Origin of the sequence: Kitasatospora sp. NPDC001540, assembly GCF_042894345.1 — a bacterium.
Classification (GTDB): Bacteria; Actinomycetota; Actinomycetes; order Streptomycetales; family Streptomycetaceae; genus Kitasatospora; species Kitasatospora phosalacinea_C.
The window spans coordinates 124523-141847 of sequence record NZ_JBIAVO010000020.1; the positions used below are offsets into that span (position 1 = coordinate 124523).

At 74.8% G+C, this 17325-nt stretch carries 18 protein-coding genes; 8 read left to right on the plus strand and 10 right to left on the minus strand.

What is annotated here, in order from left to right; translation table 11 throughout:
* Window positions 1–150: 150 nt before the first annotated feature.
* Window positions 151–909, minus strand: coding sequence for an SDR family oxidoreductase (locus tag ACFY00_RS23310; protein WP_388033434.1), 759 nt, complete (start codon window positions 907–909; stop codon window positions 151–153).
* Window positions 910–1053: 144 nt separating this feature from the next.
* Here ACFY00_RS23310 and ACFY00_RS23315 point away from each other — a divergent pair, with 144 nt between their 5' ends.
* Window positions 1054–1902, plus strand: coding sequence for a helix-turn-helix transcriptional regulator (locus ACFY00_RS23315; RefSeq protein WP_388033436.1), 849 nt, complete (start codon window positions 1054–1056; stop codon window positions 1900–1902).
* Between the two features lie 181 nt (window positions 1903–2083).
* Here ACFY00_RS23315 and ACFY00_RS23320 read toward each other — a convergent pair whose 3' ends face one another.
* Window positions 2084–2632 carry a hypothetical protein gene (locus ACFY00_RS23320; protein ID WP_388033437.1) on the minus strand — a complete coding sequence of 183 codons (549 nt, stop codon included), beginning with the start codon at window positions 2630–2632 and terminating at the stop codon, window positions 2084–2086.
* A 229-nt stretch (window positions 2633–2861) separates the two neighbouring features.
* On the opposite strand from ACFY00_RS23320, the gene ACFY00_RS23325 reads away from it, so the two are divergent.
* Complete coding sequence (locus ACFY00_RS23325) at window positions 2862–4685, plus strand: prolyl oligopeptidase family serine peptidase (RefSeq protein WP_388033439.1); 1824 nt, start codon at window positions 2862–2864, stop codon at window positions 4683–4685.
* Between the two features lie 31 nt (window positions 4686–4716).
* Window positions 4717–5370: a hypothetical protein gene (locus ACFY00_RS23330; protein ID WP_388033441.1), complete on the plus strand. Its 654-nt coding sequence runs from the start codon at window positions 4717–4719 to the stop codon at window positions 5368–5370.
* A gap of 35 nt (window positions 5371–5405) precedes the next feature.
* Here the strand turns inward: ACFY00_RS23330 and ACFY00_RS23335 are convergent, their stop codons facing one another.
* Window positions 5406–6188 carry an SURF1 family protein gene (locus ACFY00_RS23335; protein ID WP_388033443.1) on the minus strand — a complete coding sequence of 261 codons (783 nt, stop codon included), beginning with the start codon at window positions 6186–6188 and terminating at the stop codon, window positions 5406–5408.
* A gap of 93 nt (window positions 6189–6281) precedes the next feature.
* Here ACFY00_RS23335 and ACFY00_RS23340 point away from each other — a divergent pair, with 93 nt between their 5' ends.
* The 3 genes from ACFY00_RS23340 (at window position 6282) to ACFY00_RS23350 (ending at window position 8389) form a co-directional block, all read left to right on the plus strand.
* Complete coding sequence (locus ACFY00_RS23340) at window positions 6282–6857, plus strand: helix-turn-helix domain-containing protein (RefSeq protein WP_388033445.1); 576 nt, start codon at window positions 6282–6284, stop codon at window positions 6855–6857.
* Window positions 6854–7393, plus strand: coding sequence for a GNAT family N-acetyltransferase (locus ACFY00_RS23345; protein WP_388033446.1), 540 nt, complete (start codon window positions 6854–6856; stop codon window positions 7391–7393). The genes ACFY00_RS23340 and ACFY00_RS23345 overlap by 4 nt, the downstream gene beginning before the upstream one ends.
* Before the next feature lie 66 nt (window positions 7394–7459).
* Window positions 7460–8389 (plus strand): GlxA family transcriptional regulator, encoded by a 930-nt coding sequence (locus ACFY00_RS23350; RefSeq protein ID WP_388033448.1) that lies wholly within the window; start codon window positions 7460–7462, stop codon window positions 8387–8389.
* Between the two features lie 72 nt (window positions 8390–8461).
* On the opposite strand, the gene ACFY00_RS23355 is transcribed toward ACFY00_RS23350, so the two are convergent.
* Window positions 8462–9652: an Ig-like domain-containing protein gene (locus ACFY00_RS23355; RefSeq protein ID WP_388033467.1), complete on the minus strand. Its 1191-nt coding sequence runs from the start codon at window positions 9650–9652 to the stop codon at window positions 8462–8464.
* Between the two features lie 116 nt (window positions 9653–9768).
* Window positions 9769–10308 (minus strand): PadR family transcriptional regulator, encoded by a 540-nt coding sequence (locus tag ACFY00_RS23360; protein WP_388033450.1) that lies wholly within the window; start codon window positions 10306–10308, stop codon window positions 9769–9771.
* 126 nt (window positions 10309–10434) lie between these two features.
* Between ACFY00_RS23360 and ACFY00_RS23365 the strand changes: the two genes are divergently transcribed.
* A complete protein-coding gene (locus ACFY00_RS23365; protein ID WP_388033451.1) occupies window positions 10435–11205 on the plus strand; it encodes an alpha/beta fold hydrolase in 771 nt (256 codons plus the stop codon).
* A gap of 4 nt (window positions 11206–11209) precedes the next feature.
* On the opposite strand, the gene ACFY00_RS23370 is transcribed toward ACFY00_RS23365, so the two are convergent.
* Window positions 11210–11560, minus strand: coding sequence for a YybH family protein (locus ACFY00_RS23370; RefSeq protein ID WP_388033469.1), 351 nt, complete (start codon window positions 11558–11560; stop codon window positions 11210–11212).
* A 116-nt stretch (window positions 11561–11676) separates the two neighbouring features.
* On the opposite strand from ACFY00_RS23370, the gene ACFY00_RS23375 reads away from it, so the two are divergent.
* Window positions 11677–12558: a LysR family transcriptional regulator gene (locus ACFY00_RS23375; RefSeq protein WP_388033452.1), complete on the plus strand. Its 882-nt coding sequence runs from the start codon at window positions 11677–11679 to the stop codon at window positions 12556–12558.
* Between the two features lie 39 nt (window positions 12559–12597).
* On the opposite strand, the gene ACFY00_RS23380 is transcribed toward ACFY00_RS23375, so the two are convergent.
* Genes ACFY00_RS23380 through ACFY00_RS23395 form a run of 4 tightly spaced genes read right to left on the minus strand, consistent with a single transcriptional unit; the run spans window position 12598 to window position 17010 of the window.
* On the minus strand, window positions 12598–13716 hold the full coding sequence (locus tag ACFY00_RS23380; RefSeq protein ID WP_388033454.1) for an aminopeptidase P family protein: 1119 nt from the start codon (window positions 13714–13716) through the stop codon (window positions 12598–12600).
* A 15-nt stretch (window positions 13717–13731) separates the two neighbouring features.
* A complete protein-coding gene (locus ACFY00_RS23385; protein WP_388033455.1) occupies window positions 13732–15090 on the minus strand; it encodes a dipeptidase in 1359 nt (452 codons plus the stop codon).
* A gap of 10 nt (window positions 15091–15100) precedes the next feature.
* Window positions 15101–15535 (minus strand): hypothetical protein, encoded by a 435-nt coding sequence (locus ACFY00_RS23390; protein WP_388033457.1) that lies wholly within the window; start codon window positions 15533–15535, stop codon window positions 15101–15103.
* On the minus strand, window positions 15532–17010 hold the full coding sequence (locus ACFY00_RS23395; protein WP_388033459.1) for an APC family permease: 1479 nt from the start codon (window positions 17008–17010) through the stop codon (window positions 15532–15534). The genes ACFY00_RS23390 and ACFY00_RS23395 overlap by 4 nt, the downstream gene beginning before the upstream one ends.
* Window positions 17011–17325 lie beyond the last annotated feature (315 nt).

Sequence of the window (17325 nt, forward strand, 5' to 3'; positions counted from 1 at the left end):
CAGCGGGCCCCGGCGGCTGGCCGCGTTCTCGCCGAGTGCTACGCCTCCGTCAGGCGCCGCACCCCTCCGCCCACCGGCTCTCACCGGGCGCCGCCGGTCCTCGTCGCTCCGCCGCGTCCTGGCGCCCCGCCACGTCCTCGCCGGGCCCGTTCAGGCCTGGCGGGTCGGCAGCACCACCAGCTGGCGCAGGTTGACGTGCCGGGGGCGGCTGGTCACGTAGGCGACCAGGTCGGCGACGTCCGCGGCGGCGAGCGAGCCGATCGCGTCGAACATCGCGCCGAGCTGGCCGTCGTGGCCGAGGGCCGGGTTGTCGATGTGGGTGCCGAGTTCGGTGTCGGTCAGGCCGGGCTCGATGTTGGTGACCCGGACGTCGCGCGGGCCGTACTCGCTGCGCAGCGCGGCCGAGAGCTGGGTCAGCGCGGCTTTGGTGGCGCCGTACACCGCGTAGTTGGGGAAGACCACGTGCGCGCCGATCGAGGAGACGTCGACCAGGTCGGCGGTCGCGCCGTCCGCGGCGGCGGCGACCAGGTCGGGACCGAAGGCGCGGATCATCCGCAGCACGCCGGTCACGTTGGTGTCGATCATGCGGGACCACTCGTCGATCCGGCCGTCGTCGACCGGGTTCGGCAGCATCACGCCGGCCGAGTTGACCAGCAGGTCGACCCGGCCGAAGGCCTCGTGGACGAGCTTCTGCGCGGCGTCGACGGAGTCCTGGTCGGTGACGTCGGCGGTCACCGCGAGCGCGTTCGGGCCGAGTTCGGCGGCCAGCGCGGCGAGCCGGTCGGTCCGGCGGGCCAGCAGCGCGACCCGGGCGCCGTCGGCGACCAGCTGCCGGGCGATCGCCTCGCCCATGCCGCTGGCGGCGCCGGTGACGACTGCGGTGCGGCCGTTCAGGGTGGGGTAACCCATGGGAATCGCTCTCCTCGTACGTTGCGGGGCTCTGTTCCTGCTGACAGGGAAGAGTCTGTTCGGCTGCGGCGGTCGTACCCAGTGCCGTGGTTTTCCTGGGTCCGGGAGAACCACCTTCGCGGCGGCCGACGTATCGTCGGGGGCATGAGCGAACTGGGGGAGTTCCTGCGGCAGCGCCGGGCCCGGATCCAGCCGTCGGACGTGGGCCTGCCCGAGCTGGGGCGCCGCCGCCGGGTGCCGGGGCTGCGGCGGGAGGAGGTCGCGCAACTGGCGGGGGTGAGCGTCGACTACTACGTGCGGCTGGAGCAGGGACGGGGCGACGGCGTCTCCGCGGAGGTGCTGGACGCGGTGGCCCGGGTGCTGCGGCTAGACGGCACCGAGCGCGGCCACCTGCACGACCTGGCCCGCCCGCCGCGCGGCACGCACCGGCGGGCCCCGCGGCAGGTCCGGCCGGGGCTGCGACTGGTGCTGGACGCGCTGGCGACCCCGGCGTTCGTGCTGGGCCGGTGCATGGACGTGCTGGCCTGGAACGCCCCGGCGGACGCGGTGATCGGCTTCTCCGCGCTGCCGCCCGGCGAACGGAACACGGCCCGGCACGCCTTCCTCACCGAGAGCGGCCGTCGGCTCTACCCGGACTTCGAGCGGGTCGCCGCCGAGACGGTCGCCCACCTGCGGCTGGACGCGGCCCGCCACCCGGACGACCCCGAACTGGCCGCGCTGGTGGCCGACCTGACCGCCGGGAACCCGCTGTTCGCCGAGCTGTGGGCCCGGCACGGCGTCCGGGAGAAGGCGTCCGGGCGCAAGCTGCTGCTGCACCCGCGGGTGGGGGAGCTGGACTTCGGGTACGAGACGCTCGCCCCGCCCGGCGAGCCGGGGCTGCTGCTGGTGGTGTACACCGTCGAGCCGGGCTCGGTGACCGCCGAACGGCTGGCGACGCTCACCGGGGCCACCTCGGCCCGAGTGCCGTCGGCTTCCGGGACGGTCCGCACCTGAGACCGTCGCCGTCCGAGACGATCGGGTTCCGCAACCGTCCGACCCCGGGGCTGTCTGCCGCCGGGACCGTCCGACCCCGGGACCGTCCGACCCCGGGACCGTCCGACCCCGGGACCGTCCGGCCTCAAGATCGTCCGGTCCCGAGAGCATCCGGCCCCGAGAGCATCCGGCCCCGAGGCCCTCAGATGCCCAGGAAGTGGGCCCGGGCCCGGGCCCGTTCCAGCAGGGCGTGCACCTCGGCCTGGCGGCGGCCGGGGCGGTCGTTCCACACGTCGGGGGAGGGCACCGGGCGACCGGTGGCGTGCAGCACCTCCATGACCTGGGCGCGGGCCCGGCGCACCGTGTACGCGGTGCCGTAGCCGTGCGCCAGGACGGCGGTCTGCGCGCCGAGCAGGCAGACCCGGCCGCGGGCGTCCCAGAGCGCGCCCTGCGTCCAGCCGGCCTCGGCGAGGTAGCGGGAGGTCAGCCGCAGGTGCCCGGCGACGGTGACCTCCACCGGACGGGCGGGCCGGCGGGTCAGCCGGTCCAGCGGCGAGCGGCGGGGCAGCGGCTCGCCGTGGTTCCAGGGCTGCCGGACGCTGCCGTACGGGCCGGGCGCCGGAGCGGGCGGAAGCGCGGGGGCGGGGGCGGGCAGCCCGGCCAGGTACTGCTCGATCTCCTCGACCAGGCCCAGCGCCTGGGCGAGCTCGTGCGGGTCGAGCCGGTCGAACGGGGGCGCGGGGACGGTCACGGCGACACTCCTCCGGTCATTATGTCCGTGTTTGTCACGGTACCGTTGATAGCCCGTCAGTGGCCGCACCGCATCAGCTCCGTGTCCGCACCAACCGAGCACCGACCCGGCACTGACCCGGCGCCGACCCGGCACTGACCTGGCACCGGCCGAGCCGCGCCCCCGCGCCCGCCCCGCGCTCCCGTCCGGACCGTTCCGATCACCCCCCGGCATCGGGTTGGATGAGTGCATGAACGAGCAGACGAACGTCGTTCCGGCGTGGGAGCAGCGGTTCCGGGCTGCGCGGGTCTCCCTGCCCGACTGGGCGGACGAGGCACCCGACCGGGCGCTGTACGTGTCCAACGCGACCGGCACCTACGAGGTCTACGCGTGGGACCGCTCCACCGGCGAGCACCGCCGGGTCACCGACCGCCCGAACGGCACCACCGACGCCGAACTCGCCCCCGACGGGCAGTGGATCTGGTGGTTCGACGACACCGACGGCGACGAGTTCGGCGTCTGGCGCCGCCAGCCCTTCTCCGGCGGCCCCGACGAGGAGGCCGTCCCGGGCGTGCCCGCCGCGTACTCGGCGGGCCTGGCGCTCGGCCGCGACGGCACCGTGGTGGTCGGCACCTCCACCGACGACGAGGGCACCACCCTCTACCTGCGCCGCCCGGGCGCCACCGAGCCCGAGGTGGTCTACCGGCACGCCGAGTACGGCGGCGTCGGCGACCTCTCGCACGACAGCACCCTGCTGGCCGTCGACCACACCGAGCACGGTGACGCCATGCACTCGGCGATCCGGGTGCTGCGGCTGGCCGACGGCGCCACCGTCGCCGAGCTCGACGAGGTCACCGGCCGCGCCGAGCCGCGCGGCGTCGCCTGCCTGGGCTTCGCGCCCGCCGACGGCGACACCCGGCTGCTGGTCGCCCACCAGCGCAGCGGCCGCTGGGAGCCGATGCTGTGGGACGTCGCGGCGGGCACCGAGACCGAACTCGCCCTGCGCGACGAGCAGGGCCGCCCGTTCCCCGGCGACCTGTCCGCACAGTGGCGACCGGACGCCCGCTCGCTGCTGATCGAGCACGAGTACGAGGCCCGCTCCGAGCTGTTCTCGTACGACCTGGAGTCCGGCGAGCTGACCAGGCTGGACACCCCGCGCGGCACCGTCGCCGGGGCCACCGCCCGCCCCGACGGCACGGTGGAGTTCCTGTGGTCCTCGGCGGCCGAGCCGTCCGTGGTGCGTTCGACCTCCGGCACGGTGGTGCTGCGCGCCCCCGGTCCCGTCCCGCCCGGCTCGGTGCCGGTGGAGGACGTCTGGGTGGACGGGCCCGGCGGCCGGGTGCACGCGCTGGTGCAGCGCCCGTCCGGCGAGGGTCCGTACCCGACGGTGTTCGAGGTGCACGGCGGCCCGACCCACCACGACAGCGACTCCTTCGCGGCCGGGCCCGCCGCCTGGCTCGACCACGGCTTCGCCGTCGTCCGGGTCAACTACCGCGGCTCCACCGGCTACGGGCAGGCCTGGACCGACGCCCTCACCGAACGCGTCGGCCTGATCGAGCTGGAGGACATCGGCGCGGTCCGCGACTGGGCGGTCGCCTCCGGCCTGGCCGACCCGGACCGGCTGGTGCTCTCCGGCGGCTCCTGGGGCGGCTACCTGACCCTGCTCGGCCTCGGCACCCAGCCCGACCACTGGACGCTCGGCCTGGCCGCCGTCCCGGTCGCCGACTACCTGACCGCGTACGCCGACGAGATGGAGGCGCTGAAGTCCCTGGACCGCACCCTCTTCGGCGGCACGCCCGAGGAGGTCCCCGAGCGCTGGCACGCCTCCTCGCCGCTGACGTACGTCGAGCGGGTCAAGGTGCCGGTGTACATCAGCGCGGGCGTCAACGACCCGCGCTGCCCGATCCGGCAGGTCGACAACTACGTCCGGCGGCTGGAGGAGCTGGGCAAGGTCCATGAGGTGTACCGCTACGATGCCGGGCACGGTTCGCTGGTCGTCGACGAGCGGATCAAGCAGCTCCGCCTGGAAATCGACTTCGTCCGGCGCCACCTGGCACCCGGCACCGTCCGGTGAGCTGCGGGCCGGACGACGAGGGGGACAACTGATGGGCGGACGCGCCGCACTGGCCGTCGTCGCGGTCGGCGCCGTGCTGCTGACCGCGGTCGGCTGCTCCACGGGCAGCGGGAGCGGGAGCCAGGACTGCGTCCGGGCCGCGGGCGCCGTCACCGCCGACACCGGCCTGGTCCTGGCCGGGAGCGGCGGTGGTGGTGGCGGTGTCGTCGTGCAGGCCAAGGCCGGCGGCTCCAGCGGGAGCCGCACCTCGAAGGGCGGCTCCAGTGGCAGCCGCACCTCCAAGGGCGGCTCGTCCGGCGGCGGCTCCAGCGGGTCCCACGGCTCCACCGGCGGTTCGTCCACCGGCGGCTCGTCCACCGGCGGTTCGTCCGGTTCCAAGCACACCACCGGCGGCAGCAGCACGGTGCACCACTACCACCACCGCACCACGGGCTCCACCCGCACCGACGACTACGTCGACGACTGCGGCAACCCGTCGCCCGCACCGGGCTACCAGGGCTACGGCGGCTGCCCCACCCCGGCGACCGGTGCCGGTGCCGGTGCCGGCACCGCCACGCCGCTGCCGACCGGCACCGGGGCGGGCGCCGCGGCCCCGCCGCTGCCGTGCGGCAGTCCGAGCGCGGGCGCCGCGCCCAGCGGCAAGGGGGCGCCGTCCCCGGCGCCCTCGCCGTCGAAGTCCCGCTGAGCGGCGGTCGGTCCGGGGCGGGGAGCGGCCCGGGATCAGTCCAGGACGGGGTCCAGGCCGAGGGCCCGGTCCTGGGCGGCCTCCGCCTCGCGGCGCACCAGCCGGAACCACATGAACACCACGAACCCGGCGAAGACGAACCACTCCAGGGTGTAGCCCAGGTTCTGGAACGCCCGCAGGCTCAGCCCGTCGCCGCCCTCCGGCTGCACCGTGGGCACCGCCGTCAGCCCGGCCGGGACGTCGTCCGCCGCGACCCAGCCGTCGTACACGGGATACGGCAGCACGTTGACCAGGGTGGCCGGGCTGATCGTGCCCAGCTGCCCGGTGGGCAGGCCGCCCGCCACCGCGCCGCCGCTGCCGCTGTTCTCGGGGGCCTGCAGCCGTCCGGTCACGCTGACCTGCCCGGTCGGCGCCTGCGGTGCCGTACCGGGTTCGCCCGCGGCCCAGCCGCGCACCACGGGGACCGCCCGGCCGCCGTCGGTGACCAGCGGGGTCAGCACGTAGTAGCCCTGGTGACCGTCCACCGTCCGTCCGGGGACCAGCAGTTGGTGCGCGCCGTCGTACGCGCCGGTGACCCGGACCGTCCGGCCGACGGTGTCGGTGCCGACCTTGGCCGCGCCGTCCGGCAGCACCGCCGCCAGCGGCTGCGCCTCGGCCTGCGCGGAGGCGGCGGCGGCCCGGCCGTTCTCCTGGTGGGTCGACACCCGGGACTCGAAGCGGTCCAGCTGCCAGGTGCCCAGCATCAGGCAGACCACGATCGCCGCCACCGCGACGACCGTGCCGACGAGCCACCGCGGGCTGAGCAGGAACCGGTACACCCCACCACGGTAACCACTCCTGACATCCCGGAGGAGCGCGGGTCGGACGGACCCGCTTCCGTCCCGTCTCCATTTCGGGATATCGTCCCGGATGTGGGAAACGACGAACTGCCGGACGAGGAGGGCCGCCGTCTGGCCGCCCGCCTGGCCGCCCTGCGGGCCGAACGCGGCTGGTCGCTGGACGAGCTCGCCCGCCGCAGCGGCACCAGCCGCTCCACGCTGTCCCGGCTGGAGCGCGCCGAACTCAGCCCGACCGCCGCCCAACTCGGCCGGCTCTGCACCGCGTACGGCCGCACCGTCTCCCGGCTGCTGGCCGAGGTCGAGTCCGAGCCGCCCGGCCTGCTGCGCGCCGCCGAGCAGCCGCGCTGGCACGACCCGGCGACCGGCCTCGTCCGCCGCTCGGTCTCGCCCCCGCACCCCGGCCTGCGCGCCGAGCTGGTCGAGGGCACCCTGCCGCCCGGCGCGGAGATCCGCTACGAGGCCCCGCCCGTCCCGGGCCTGGAGCACCACCTGTGGGTGCTGGACGGCGCGCTCGACCTGACCCTGGACGGCACCGCGCACCGTCTCGCCGCGGGCGACTGCCTGCGCTACCGCCTGCACGGCGCCTCCGGGTTCCACTGCCCCGGCCCCCGCCCCGCCCGCTACCTGATCGCCCTGGTGCTGCCATGACCCCGCCCCCGGTCCCGACCGTCCACCCGCTCACCCCCGAAGCCCTGGACGCCCGCCGGGACGCCCTCGCCGACCTGCTGCTGGACGCGGTGGCCGACGGTGCCTCGGTCGGCTTCCTGGCCGGGACGGACCACCGCGAGGCCGCCGCCTGGTGGGACGGCCTGCGCCCGTCCGTCGCCGCCGGGACGCGCCTGCTCTGGACCGCCGAGGACGCCGCCGGGCGGGTCCTCGGCACCGTCTCGCTGGTCCGCGAGGAGAAGCCCAACGGCCGCCACCGCGCCGAGGTCGCCAAGCTGCTGGTCCACCGCGACGCCCGCGGCGCGGGCCTCGGCCGCCGCCTGCTGCGGCACGCCGAGGACGCCGCCCGCCGCTGCGGCGCCACCCTGCTGCTGCTCGACACCCAGACCGGCAGCGCCGCCGAGCACCTCTACCGCACCTCCGGCTGGACGGCGTTCGGCACCGTCCCCGACCACGCCGCCACCCCGGACGGCACGCTCGCCGCCACCACCTACTACTACAAGCGCCTCGACGGCTGACCCGGTGGCAGGAAAGGTGGGGTACGTGTCCTTGCTGCCACCGGCCGCACCCGCCAGGGTGGGGCCATGTCCTCCCGCAGCGTGCTGATCGTCCTGTTCGACGGGGTGCAGAGCCTCGACGTCACCGGCCCGCTGGAGGTGTTCCACGGCGCCGGGTACCGGGTCACCACCGCCTCGCCGGGCGGCCGTCCGGTGCGCAGCGGCAGCGGCCTGGCCCTGCTGCCCGACACCGACCTCGACCTGGCCGCCCCGGCCGACACCCTGCTGGTCCCGGGCGGGGCGGGCGCCCGCGGCGAGGTCGCGCCCGACCTGACCGACCGGATCGCCGCCCTCGCGGCCGACGCCCGGCGGGTCGTCTCGGTCTGCACCGGCACCTTCCTGCTGGCCGCGGCCGGGCTGCTGGCGGGCCGCCAGGTCACCACGCACTGGCGGCACAGCGCGGCGCTGGCCGCCCGCCACCCGGAGCTGACCGTCGACCCGGAGCCGATCTACGTCCGGGACGGCCGCTTCCTGTCCTCGGCCGGGGTCACCGCGGGCATCGACCTGGCCCTGCACCTGGTCGAGGAGGACCTGGGCCGGGAGGTCGCGCTCGCGGTCGCCCGCAGCCTGGTGGTGTTCCTGCGCCGCCCGGGCGGCCAGGCCCAGTTCTCCACCCAGCTGTCGGCGCAGTTCGCCGAGCGGGACGCCGTCCGGGAGGTGCAGCGCTGGATCGTCGAGCACCCGGAGGAGGACCTGTCGGTGGAGTCGCTGGCCCGCCGCGCCTCGCTGTCGCCGCGCCAGTTCGCCCGGGTCTTCGCCGCGGACGTCGGCACGACCCCCGGCCGCTACGTGGCCCGGGCCCGGCTGGAGGCGGCCCGCCGCCGACTGGAGGACAGCCGGGACGGGATCGAGCAGGTCGCCCGCTCCTGCGGCTACGGCTCGGCCGAGGCGATGCGCCGGGCCTTCGCCCGGACCCTGGCCACCACCCCGGCCGACTACCGCCGCCGCACCCGCTGAGGCCCGCGCCCGCTGGCCCGCCGCCGTGGGCGTCCGCCGTCAGGGCGTCGTCAGGGCGTCGTCAGGGCGCCGTCACCACTGCTCCCAGGTCAGGTTCCAGCCGCTGAGGCCGTTGGCGGGGTCGAGCGGCTCCCGCTTGACCGAGTTCCGGACGACCACCACGTCGCCGATCTTCGAGGCGTTGTAGATCCGGCCGCCGGGGGTGTCGTCGCTGCCCTCCGGGGTGTCGGGCAGGCCGATGCAGCCGTGGCTGATGTTCGCCCGCCCGGCCACCCCGCGGGCGGCCGGGTTGCCGTGCAGGTAGGTGCCGGAGGTGGTCAGCCGCATCGCGTGCGGTTCCGTCGCCTCGTAGCCAGGGCCCCTCAGGTTGGTCTGGCCCTCGGAGGTCATCTTCTCCATGGGGCTCTTGGCGGAGATGACCATGGTGCCGTTCCAGGACGGGTTGTCGTCGGTGCCCGCGACGATCGGGACGACCTCGTCGGGCTTGCCGTCCTCGGTGACCACCATCTGGTGGGTGCGGGCGTCGACCTCGCTGATCCGGGAGCGGGCGACGGTGAAGTGCTCGTCGCGCTGGGTGGCGCCGTACACGCCGGGGGCCAGTTCCACGCTCTTGGTGCGCAGGTGGACCTGGACGGTGGTGCCGGGCTTCCAGTAGGCGGCGGGGCGCAGGTCGAGCCGGGTGTCGTTCTCGAACCAGTGGCCCCTGACCTGGGTGCCGTCGGAGGCCTCGACGACGATCGCCCGCTCGGCGGCCTCCTTGTTCTTGACCTTCAGGCCGCCGAAGTCCACCGAGATGATCATGCCGACGCCGAAGTCCTGGCCGGTCACCACGTTGTCCTCGACCTTGACGGTCCGTTGCGGGACGAGGGTGGTGAAGGTGCTGGTGGCGGCGGTGGCGAGGCCGTCGGCGTCGGCGGCCTTCGCCTCCACCCGGTAGGTCGCGCCGACCGCGAGGGCGCCCGCGGCCGGGGTCCAGGTGAGGCGGTCGGCGGCGAGGGCGCCGTCGACCGGCCGGCCGTCCTGGCCGGTGACGGTGACCTCGGTCAGCTTCCCGGTCGCCACCGAGACCTTGACCGCGCCGGGGGCGACGTCCTTGGCGCCGTCCCCGGGCTCGATCGACAGCACGGCCGCGGAGGCCTTCGCGGCCGCCGGGGCACTCGGCCCGCCCCCGGCCGCCGGGCCCCCGGCGCCGCCGCCCGCACCCCCGCTGCTGCAGGCGCCCAGCAGCAGCGTCCCGCCCAGCACCGCGCCCACCATCGACATCCGTCGCACGACGGCTCCCCCTCCATCGGATCTTCCGGAAGAGGTACACGCACCGAGTGGCGCCCGGGTTTCGGCCCGACGCCCGGAGAAGTGTCACGGTTCGGTACGGGCCGGGGTCAGTGCGCGGGCTGCTCCTCCAGATCGGTCAAGGTCCGTTCCAGCCAGCCCAGTTCGGCCCGGCTGGTGGCGCGGGCCACGGTCAGCAGGCCCTGCCGGAACGGGTCGTCGAGCTCCTCGGCGGTGAGCGGCCGTCCGGCGTCGTCGTGGAAGAAGCTGCTGGGCTGCCGCAGGAACTCCAGCCGCCGCCGCAGCACGGCGGCCTGCTCGGCGGGCCGTTCCAGGTGGCGGAGGAAGGCGAGCACGGTGAACCAGTGGTTCTCGTCGGTGACCGCGGTGCCGTCCACCTCCCGCAGGCGGCGCAGCAGTTCGGCCCGGCCGTCGGCGGTGAGGGTGAGCACGTGCCGGGGCGCGGCCCGGCTGCCGGGTTCGGTCTGCCGCTCCAGCCAGCCCGCCTTCTCCAGGCGCTTGATCGCCGGGTACAGGGTGCCGTCCGCGATGGGCCGGACGTGCCCGGTCAGGTGGGCCACCCGCCGTTTCAGCTCGTAGCCGTGCAGGGGTCGTTCGAAGAGGAAGCCGAGGATCGCCAGTTCCAGCACCCGACCATCATCCCGCACTCCCGTTATACATAGACTCCGATGTATAGTCTCACCGAGGCATCAACCCGAGGCGTCAACCCGAGGCCTCACCCCGAGACCACAGCCGCTTCCCCAGGAGGACGACCCGTGCGCACCGTCGAAGTGACCCCCAGCGGCGCCCTGATGCGCTGGATCGAGATCCCCGGCGACCCGGCCCGCCCCCGCGTCTACCTGCACGGGCTCGGCGCCGCCGCCGCCCCGTACTACGCGGCCGCGGTGGCCCGCCCCGAACTCGTGGGCGTCCGCTCGCTCCTGGTCGACCTGCTGGGCTTCGGCACCAGCGACCGCCCCACCGACTTCGGCTACACCCTGGAGGAGCACGCCGACGCGCTCGCCACCCTGCTCGCGGCCGCGGACGTCCGGGGCGCCGACGTGATCGGCCACAGCATGGGCGGGGCGGTCGCCGTCCTGCTCGCCGAGCGCCACCCCGAGCTGGTGGCCCGGCTGGTGCTGGTCGACCCCAGCCTCGACCCGGGCACCCCCGAACGCGGCCGCCCCGGCGGGGCCGGCATCGCCTCCTACACCGAGCAGGAGTACCTCGCGGGCGGCTGGCGGGAGTTCCGCGAGCTGATCACCCCGCACTGGTGGTCCACCATGCGCCTGGCCGGCCCCGAGGCCCTGCACCGCAGCGCCGTCCACCTGGTCCGCGGCACCACCCCCACCGCCCGCGCCACGCTGGCCGCGCTGGACGTCCCCCGGCTCCTCCTCCGCCCGGCGGCCGACGGCCCGCACCCCGGCGAGCAGGCACTGCTGGACGCCGGGGTGGCCGTGCTCCCCGTCCCGGACTGCGGGCACAACATCATGCTGGACAACCCGGACGCCTTCGTCGCCGCCCTGGCCCGCTTCCTGACCGGCTGACGGACTACGCCTCCCCGTCCGGCCGCTGGAACTCCGGCTGGTCCAGCAGCCGCAGCCAACTGCCGTCCGGCTGCTGCCGCACCACCTGGGCGCGGGCCCCGGCGCCGTCCTTCGGCGGGGTCGCGGTCAGCGCGACGCCCTCGGCGGCCAGCGTGGGCAGCGGCGGCTCGGGGGTGAACTGCGGTCGGTGGGCCAGCACCTTCGCCCACAGCTCCCGGATCGCCTCCCGGCCGACCGTCAGCTGCCCGGGCGGGTACGCCATCACCGCGTTCTCCTCGTACAGCGCCGCGACCCCGTCGGCGTCGCCCGCGTTGGAACGCTCCACGAACAGCCGGGTCAGGTCCTCGGGCCGCATCGCCTTCTCGTACGCGCTCACCGCTGCCTCCTTCTCGTCGTCCGTCCCCTCCAGCCTCCCCTCGGCCCAGTCAGAAGTCCAACAGCTGGTTGCGATCCGAACTAGAATCCACACTCATGGAGCTGAGGCAGCTGGAGTACTTCGTCGCGGTCGCCGAGGAGCGCAACTTCACCCGCGCCGCCGAGCGGGTGCACATCAGCCAGTCCGGGGTGAGTGCCCAGATCCGGCAACTGGAACGGGAGTTGGGTGCCGAACTGTTCGACCGCTCGGCCCGCGCGGTGACGCTCACCGTCGCGGGCAAGGCCGCCCTGGAGCACGCCCGGCAGGCGCTGGCCGCCGCCCGGGCGGTCGGGCAGGCGGTCGGCGAGGTCACCGACCTGGTCCGCGGCAGCCTGCGCCTGGGCATGGTCGCGGGCTGCACCCTCACCCCGCTGTTCGACGGCCTGGCCGCCTTCCACCGGGCCCACCCCGGCGTCGAACTCGCCCTGCTGGAAGGCGACTCCGCGCAACTGACCGAGGACGTCCGCACCGGCGCCCTCGACCTCGCCCTGATCGGCCGCCCCGCCCCCGCCCCCGACGGCCTGGACGCGCACGTGCTGATCAGCGAACCCCTGGTCGCCGCCGTTCCGCCCGGCCACCCGCTGCTGGACGCCCCCGCCACCACCCTCGCCGACCTGCTCGCCCACCCGCTGGTCTGCATGCCCCGCGGCACCGGCCTGCGCGCCGTCCTGGACCGCGACTGCGCCGCCCGCGGCCTCACCCCGCGCATCGCCCTGGAGGCGGGCGCCGCCGCCGCGATCGCCGACCTGGCCGTCCGCGGCCTCGGCGTGGCCGTGCTCAGCCGCTCGATGGTCGAGGCCTTCCCGGCGCTCGTCCCCGTCCCCGTCACCGACCTGACCACCCCGGCCCTGCTCGCCCTGGTCAACCGCCCCGCCCCGCCCCCGGCCCTGCGCGCCCTGCTCTCCGCGCTGCGCCGCGCCTTCCACCCGGGGGAATGACGAAGGACCGCCGGAACCCCGGCGGCCCTTCCCCTGCCCCTAGTTCACGAAGGCCAGCTCGTGCGGCGTCCCGTTGAACCGCAGCCCGCCGTCCTCGGTGACCGTCACGATGTCCTCGATCCGGACGCCGAACCTCCCCGGCAGGTAGATCCCCGGCTCGATCGAGAAGCACATCCCGGGCACCAGCGGCTGGGTCTCGCCCTCGACCATGTACGGCGGCTCGTGCGTGGTCAGCCCGATGCCGTGGCCGACCCGGTGGATGAAGTACTCGCCGTACCCGCCGTCGGTGATCACCTTGCGGGCGACCCGGTCGATCTCCTGGCAGGTCACCCCGGGCGCGACCGCGTCGAACGCGGCCTGCTGGGCGCGCCGCACCAGGTCGTGGACGGCCAGCACCTCCGCGGGCGGCTCGGTGCCGACGAACACGGTGCGGGTGGTGTCGGAGCCGTAGCCGTCCTTCAGCCCGCCGAAGTCCAGCACCACGGTGTCGCCGCGCTCGATCACCCGCTCCCCGGCCTCGTGGTGCGGGTTGGCCCCGTTCGGCCCGGAACCGACCACGGTGAAGTCGACCTGGCTGTGCCCGTGCTTGACCAGGAACGCGGCCAGGTCGGCGGCCACCTGGTTCTCGGTCCGCCCGGCGAACTCGACGCCCAGGATCTCCCCGTACGCCAGGTCCGCCGCCGCCCCGGCCGCGGCCAGCCGCTCCAGCTCGTCGTGGTCCTTCACCGCCCGCAGCATCGGCAGCACCGCCGTCAGCGCCGCGTACGAGCTCCCCGGCAGCGCCTGCTGCAGCCCGAGCAGGTGCATCGCCCAGGCGTTGTCCGAGATCCCGTACCGGCCGTTGCCGTCCAGGTTCGGCGCGAGCGCCGCGTACGGGTCGCTGCCGTCCGTCCAGTCGGCCATCCGGACGGCCTCCGCGCCCGGCGCCTGTTCGGCATCCGGGCGCTCCAACTTCGGTACCAGCAGCACGGGTTCGGCACCGGCCGCGATCACCAGGGCGGTCAGCCGCTCGGTCGTCGCGGTCGGCCGGTAGCCCGTCAGGTAGGTCAGGTCGGGGCCGGGGGTGACGACCAGTCCGGCCAGCCCGGCGTCCGCGGCGGCGGTCGCGGCGCGGGCCATCCGGGCCTGGAAGTCGGCGGTGGTGAACGGCGCGGGCATGGGCTCCCTCTCGGTTCAGCGGTGGGCGGCGGCCGCGTAGCGGCGCAGGAACAGCGCCTCCACGGTGGCCATGTGCTCGATCTCGGACGGGTCCACGCTCTCGTTCGGCGCGTGGATCAGGCAGCGCGGCTCCTCCACGCCCATCAGGATGATCTCCGACTCCGGGTACTGCGCCGCCAGCACGTTGCACAGCGGGATCGACCCGCCCTGCCCGAGGAAGGACAGCGGCTTCCCGTAGACCTCCCGCGCGGCGGCGTCCAGCGCCGCGTACGCCTTGCCGTCGGTGGCGGCCTTGAACGGCGAGCCCTTCGACTCCGGCTCCACCGTCACCTGCGCGCCCCACGGCGCCGCCGCGACCAGGTGCGCGGTCAGCGCGTCCTGCGCGCTGCCGGGGTCCATGCCCGGCGGCACCCGCAGGCTGACCCGGGCCCGGGCGGTGCCGGGGATCGCCGCGGCCGAGCCGACCACCGGCGCGCAGTCGATGCCCAGCACCGTCACCGCCGGACGGGCCCACAGCCGGTCCGCGACCGTCCCGGAACCGATCAGGCCGACGCCCTCCAGCACGCCCGCGTCCGCCCGGAACTGCTGCTCGTCGTAGCCGACGCCATCCCACGTCCCCGCGTTGTCCAGCCCGTCGATCCGGGTGCCGCCGTCGGCGTCGCGCAGCGAGTCCAGGATCCGGATCAGCGCGGCCAGCGCGTCCGGCGCGGGGCCGCCGAACATCCCGGAGTGCATGTCCGACTCCAGCGTCCGCACCGTCACCACGACGTTCGCCAGGCCGCGCAGCGAGGTCGTCGCGGTCGGCACCCCGACCGCCGCGTTGCCGGTGTCGCAGACCAGCAGCACGTCCGCGTGCAGGTCCTCGGGGTGCTGCGGGACGTACGCCTCCAGGCCGCCGGTGCCCTGCTCCTCCGAGCCCTCCGCGACCAGCTTGATCCCCACCGGCAGGTCGTCGCCGAGCGCCCGCAGCGCGGTGAGGTGCATGACGACGTTGCCCTTGCAGTCCGCGGTGCCGCGCCCGTACCAGCGCCCGTCCCGCTCGGTCAGCTCGAACGGGGGCGTGGTCCAGGCGGCGTCGTCCAGCGGCGGCTGCACGTCGTAGTGGCAGTACAGCAGCACGGTCGGCGCGCCCGGCGGCGGCGGGCGGTGCCCGAGGACGGCGTGGCTGCCGTCCGGGGTCTCCGCCAGCCGGACGTCCCGCAGGCCCGCGTCGGTGAAGGCGGCGGCCACCCACTCGGCGGCCTGGCGGCACTTCTCCGGCGGCTGCTGCCGCGGGTCGGCGACCGAGGGGATGGCGACCAGCTCGGCCAGGTCCCGCTTCGCCTGCGGCATCAACGCCGCGATGCGGGCGGCCAGTTCGGTGTCACTGCTCATCGGCTCCCCTTCAGTTCCTGATCGTGTCATCGGTCTTGATGTCCTCGATCTTCTCCTGGTAGTCGTCCAGCTGGTCCGGGCAGTAGACGCTCAGCACCAGCGCCTCCGCCTGCACCGTCCGGGCCGCCACGATGATCGGCCGCTGCCCGGGGCCGGCCGCCCCGTTCGACATCTGCACCCGCTGCAGGCCGGTCTTCAGCGAACTCGCCGGGTCCTCGCACACCGCGCCGCCGTCCGTCCCCAGCGTCCGGGCGACCTGCTCCCGGTCCGGCGTCGGGTAGCCGTTCTCCTGCAGCTTCGAGATCAGCTCGTCGGCCTTCCGGAACGACTCGTTGGTGGCGTGCTGCTGGGTGAACGTCAGCAGGCCGACCACCGCCATCGCGACCAGCACCACGATCGCGCCGACGTAGATCCACCTGTGCTGCGAAGCCATCCGGGTGGTCATGCGGCTTCCTCCTCGACGGCCGCGGCCACCGCCGGATCGCGCCACTCCGGCTTGCTGGCCTTCAGGAAACCGAACGGGACGATCACGCCCAGCAGCAGCAGGCCGCCGCCGACGATCCCGATGTACGCCCAGATGCTGCCGCCGCCGAACTGCGAGGACGGCACGAACCCGATCACCATCGCCGCCGCCGACGCCAGCAGGCCCACCACGCACAGCACCCCCAGCGCGGGGGCGCGGTAGCCGCGCGGGTGGTTCGGCTGGAGCTTCCGCAGCCGCATCGCGGCCGCGAACATCAGCAGGTAGACGATCAGGTACACCTGCGTGGTGATCACCGAGAAGATCCAGTAGACGCTGGAGACGTTCGGGATCAGCGCGTACATCAGCGCGATCGCCGTGGTCACCACGCCCTGCGCGACCAGGATGTTCTGCTGGATGCCGTGCTTGTTCAGCTTCTGCAGCGAGGGCGGCAGGTAGCCCTCCTGCCGGGAGATCATCAGCAGGCCCTTGGACGGACCGGCCAGCCAGGTCAGCATGCCGCCCAGCGAGGCCGCCACCAGGCCCACCGCGATCAGCGGCGTCAGCCAGCCGATGTGGAAGTACTGGAAGAACGCGTCGAACGCCTGCATCACGCCCGCCGTCAGCGAGAGCTGGTCGGCCGGCACCACCCAGCTGATCGCCAGCGCCGGCAGGATGAAGATCAGCAGCACCATCCCGACCGCCAGGAACATCGAGCGCGGGAACTCCTTGCCCGGGTTCTTCAGCGAGGAGACGTGCACCGCGTTCATCTCCATGCCCGAGTAGCTCAGGAAGTTGTTGACGATCAGCACCAGGCTCGCCAGGCCGGTCCAGGCCGGCAGCAGGTGGCTCGCCGTCATCGGCGCCGCCGAGGCGTTGCCCTGCCCCAGGAACACGAAGCCCAGCACCACCAGCAGCGCGCCCGGGATCAGCGTCCCGATGATCAGCCCCCACGAGGCCAGGCCCGCCACCGCGCCCGTCCCCCGCGAGGAGACCCACACGCCCGTCCAGTACAGCACCATGATCACGATCGCCGTGTAGAGGCCGTTGCTGGCCAGGCTCGGGTCCACCACGTACGCGATCGTGCTCGCCACGTACGCCAGCAGGCTCGGGTAGTAGAAGATCGTCATCGCGAACTGGCACCACACCGCCAGGAACCCCAGCGGCTTCGACAACCCCTGGGCCACCCAGTTGTACACGCCCCCCTCCCAGCCCGACGCCAGCTCCGCCGAGACCAGCGCCGTCGGCAGCAGGAACACGATCGCCGGCACCACGTACAGGAACACGCACGCCAGCCCGTACACCGCCATCGTCGGCGAGGACCGCAGACTCGCCACCGAACTGGTCGTCATCAGCGCCAGCGTCACCCAGGTCATCCTGGGCGTCGCCACCGCCTTCACCCGCTTCGTCGCCGCCGCCGTCGCGGCCCCGTCCGGAACCGGCACATCCGCCGCGCTCATCCACCGCCTCCTCGCCGCGGCCCCGCCCACCGGAGCCCGCCCCTCCACCCTCCGGCCCCCACCCCCACCCCGCATCCGAGAACCCGTCACCACCCCCTCCCCCTCACCGGAACAGCCCAACGCCCCCGCCTGACCCCCCTTCACCGGGCCCGCCCCCACCGGCCCCGTCCACACCCTGTGGGCAGCGAGCGGGGGGGGGGGGGGGGGGGGGGGGGGGGGCGCGGGGCCCCCCCCCCCCCCCCCCCCCGGGGGGGGCGGGGGCGTGCCTACCGTCGGAGTCCCGTCACCGTGCGCGGGTGGCGCTGTGCCCCTGGG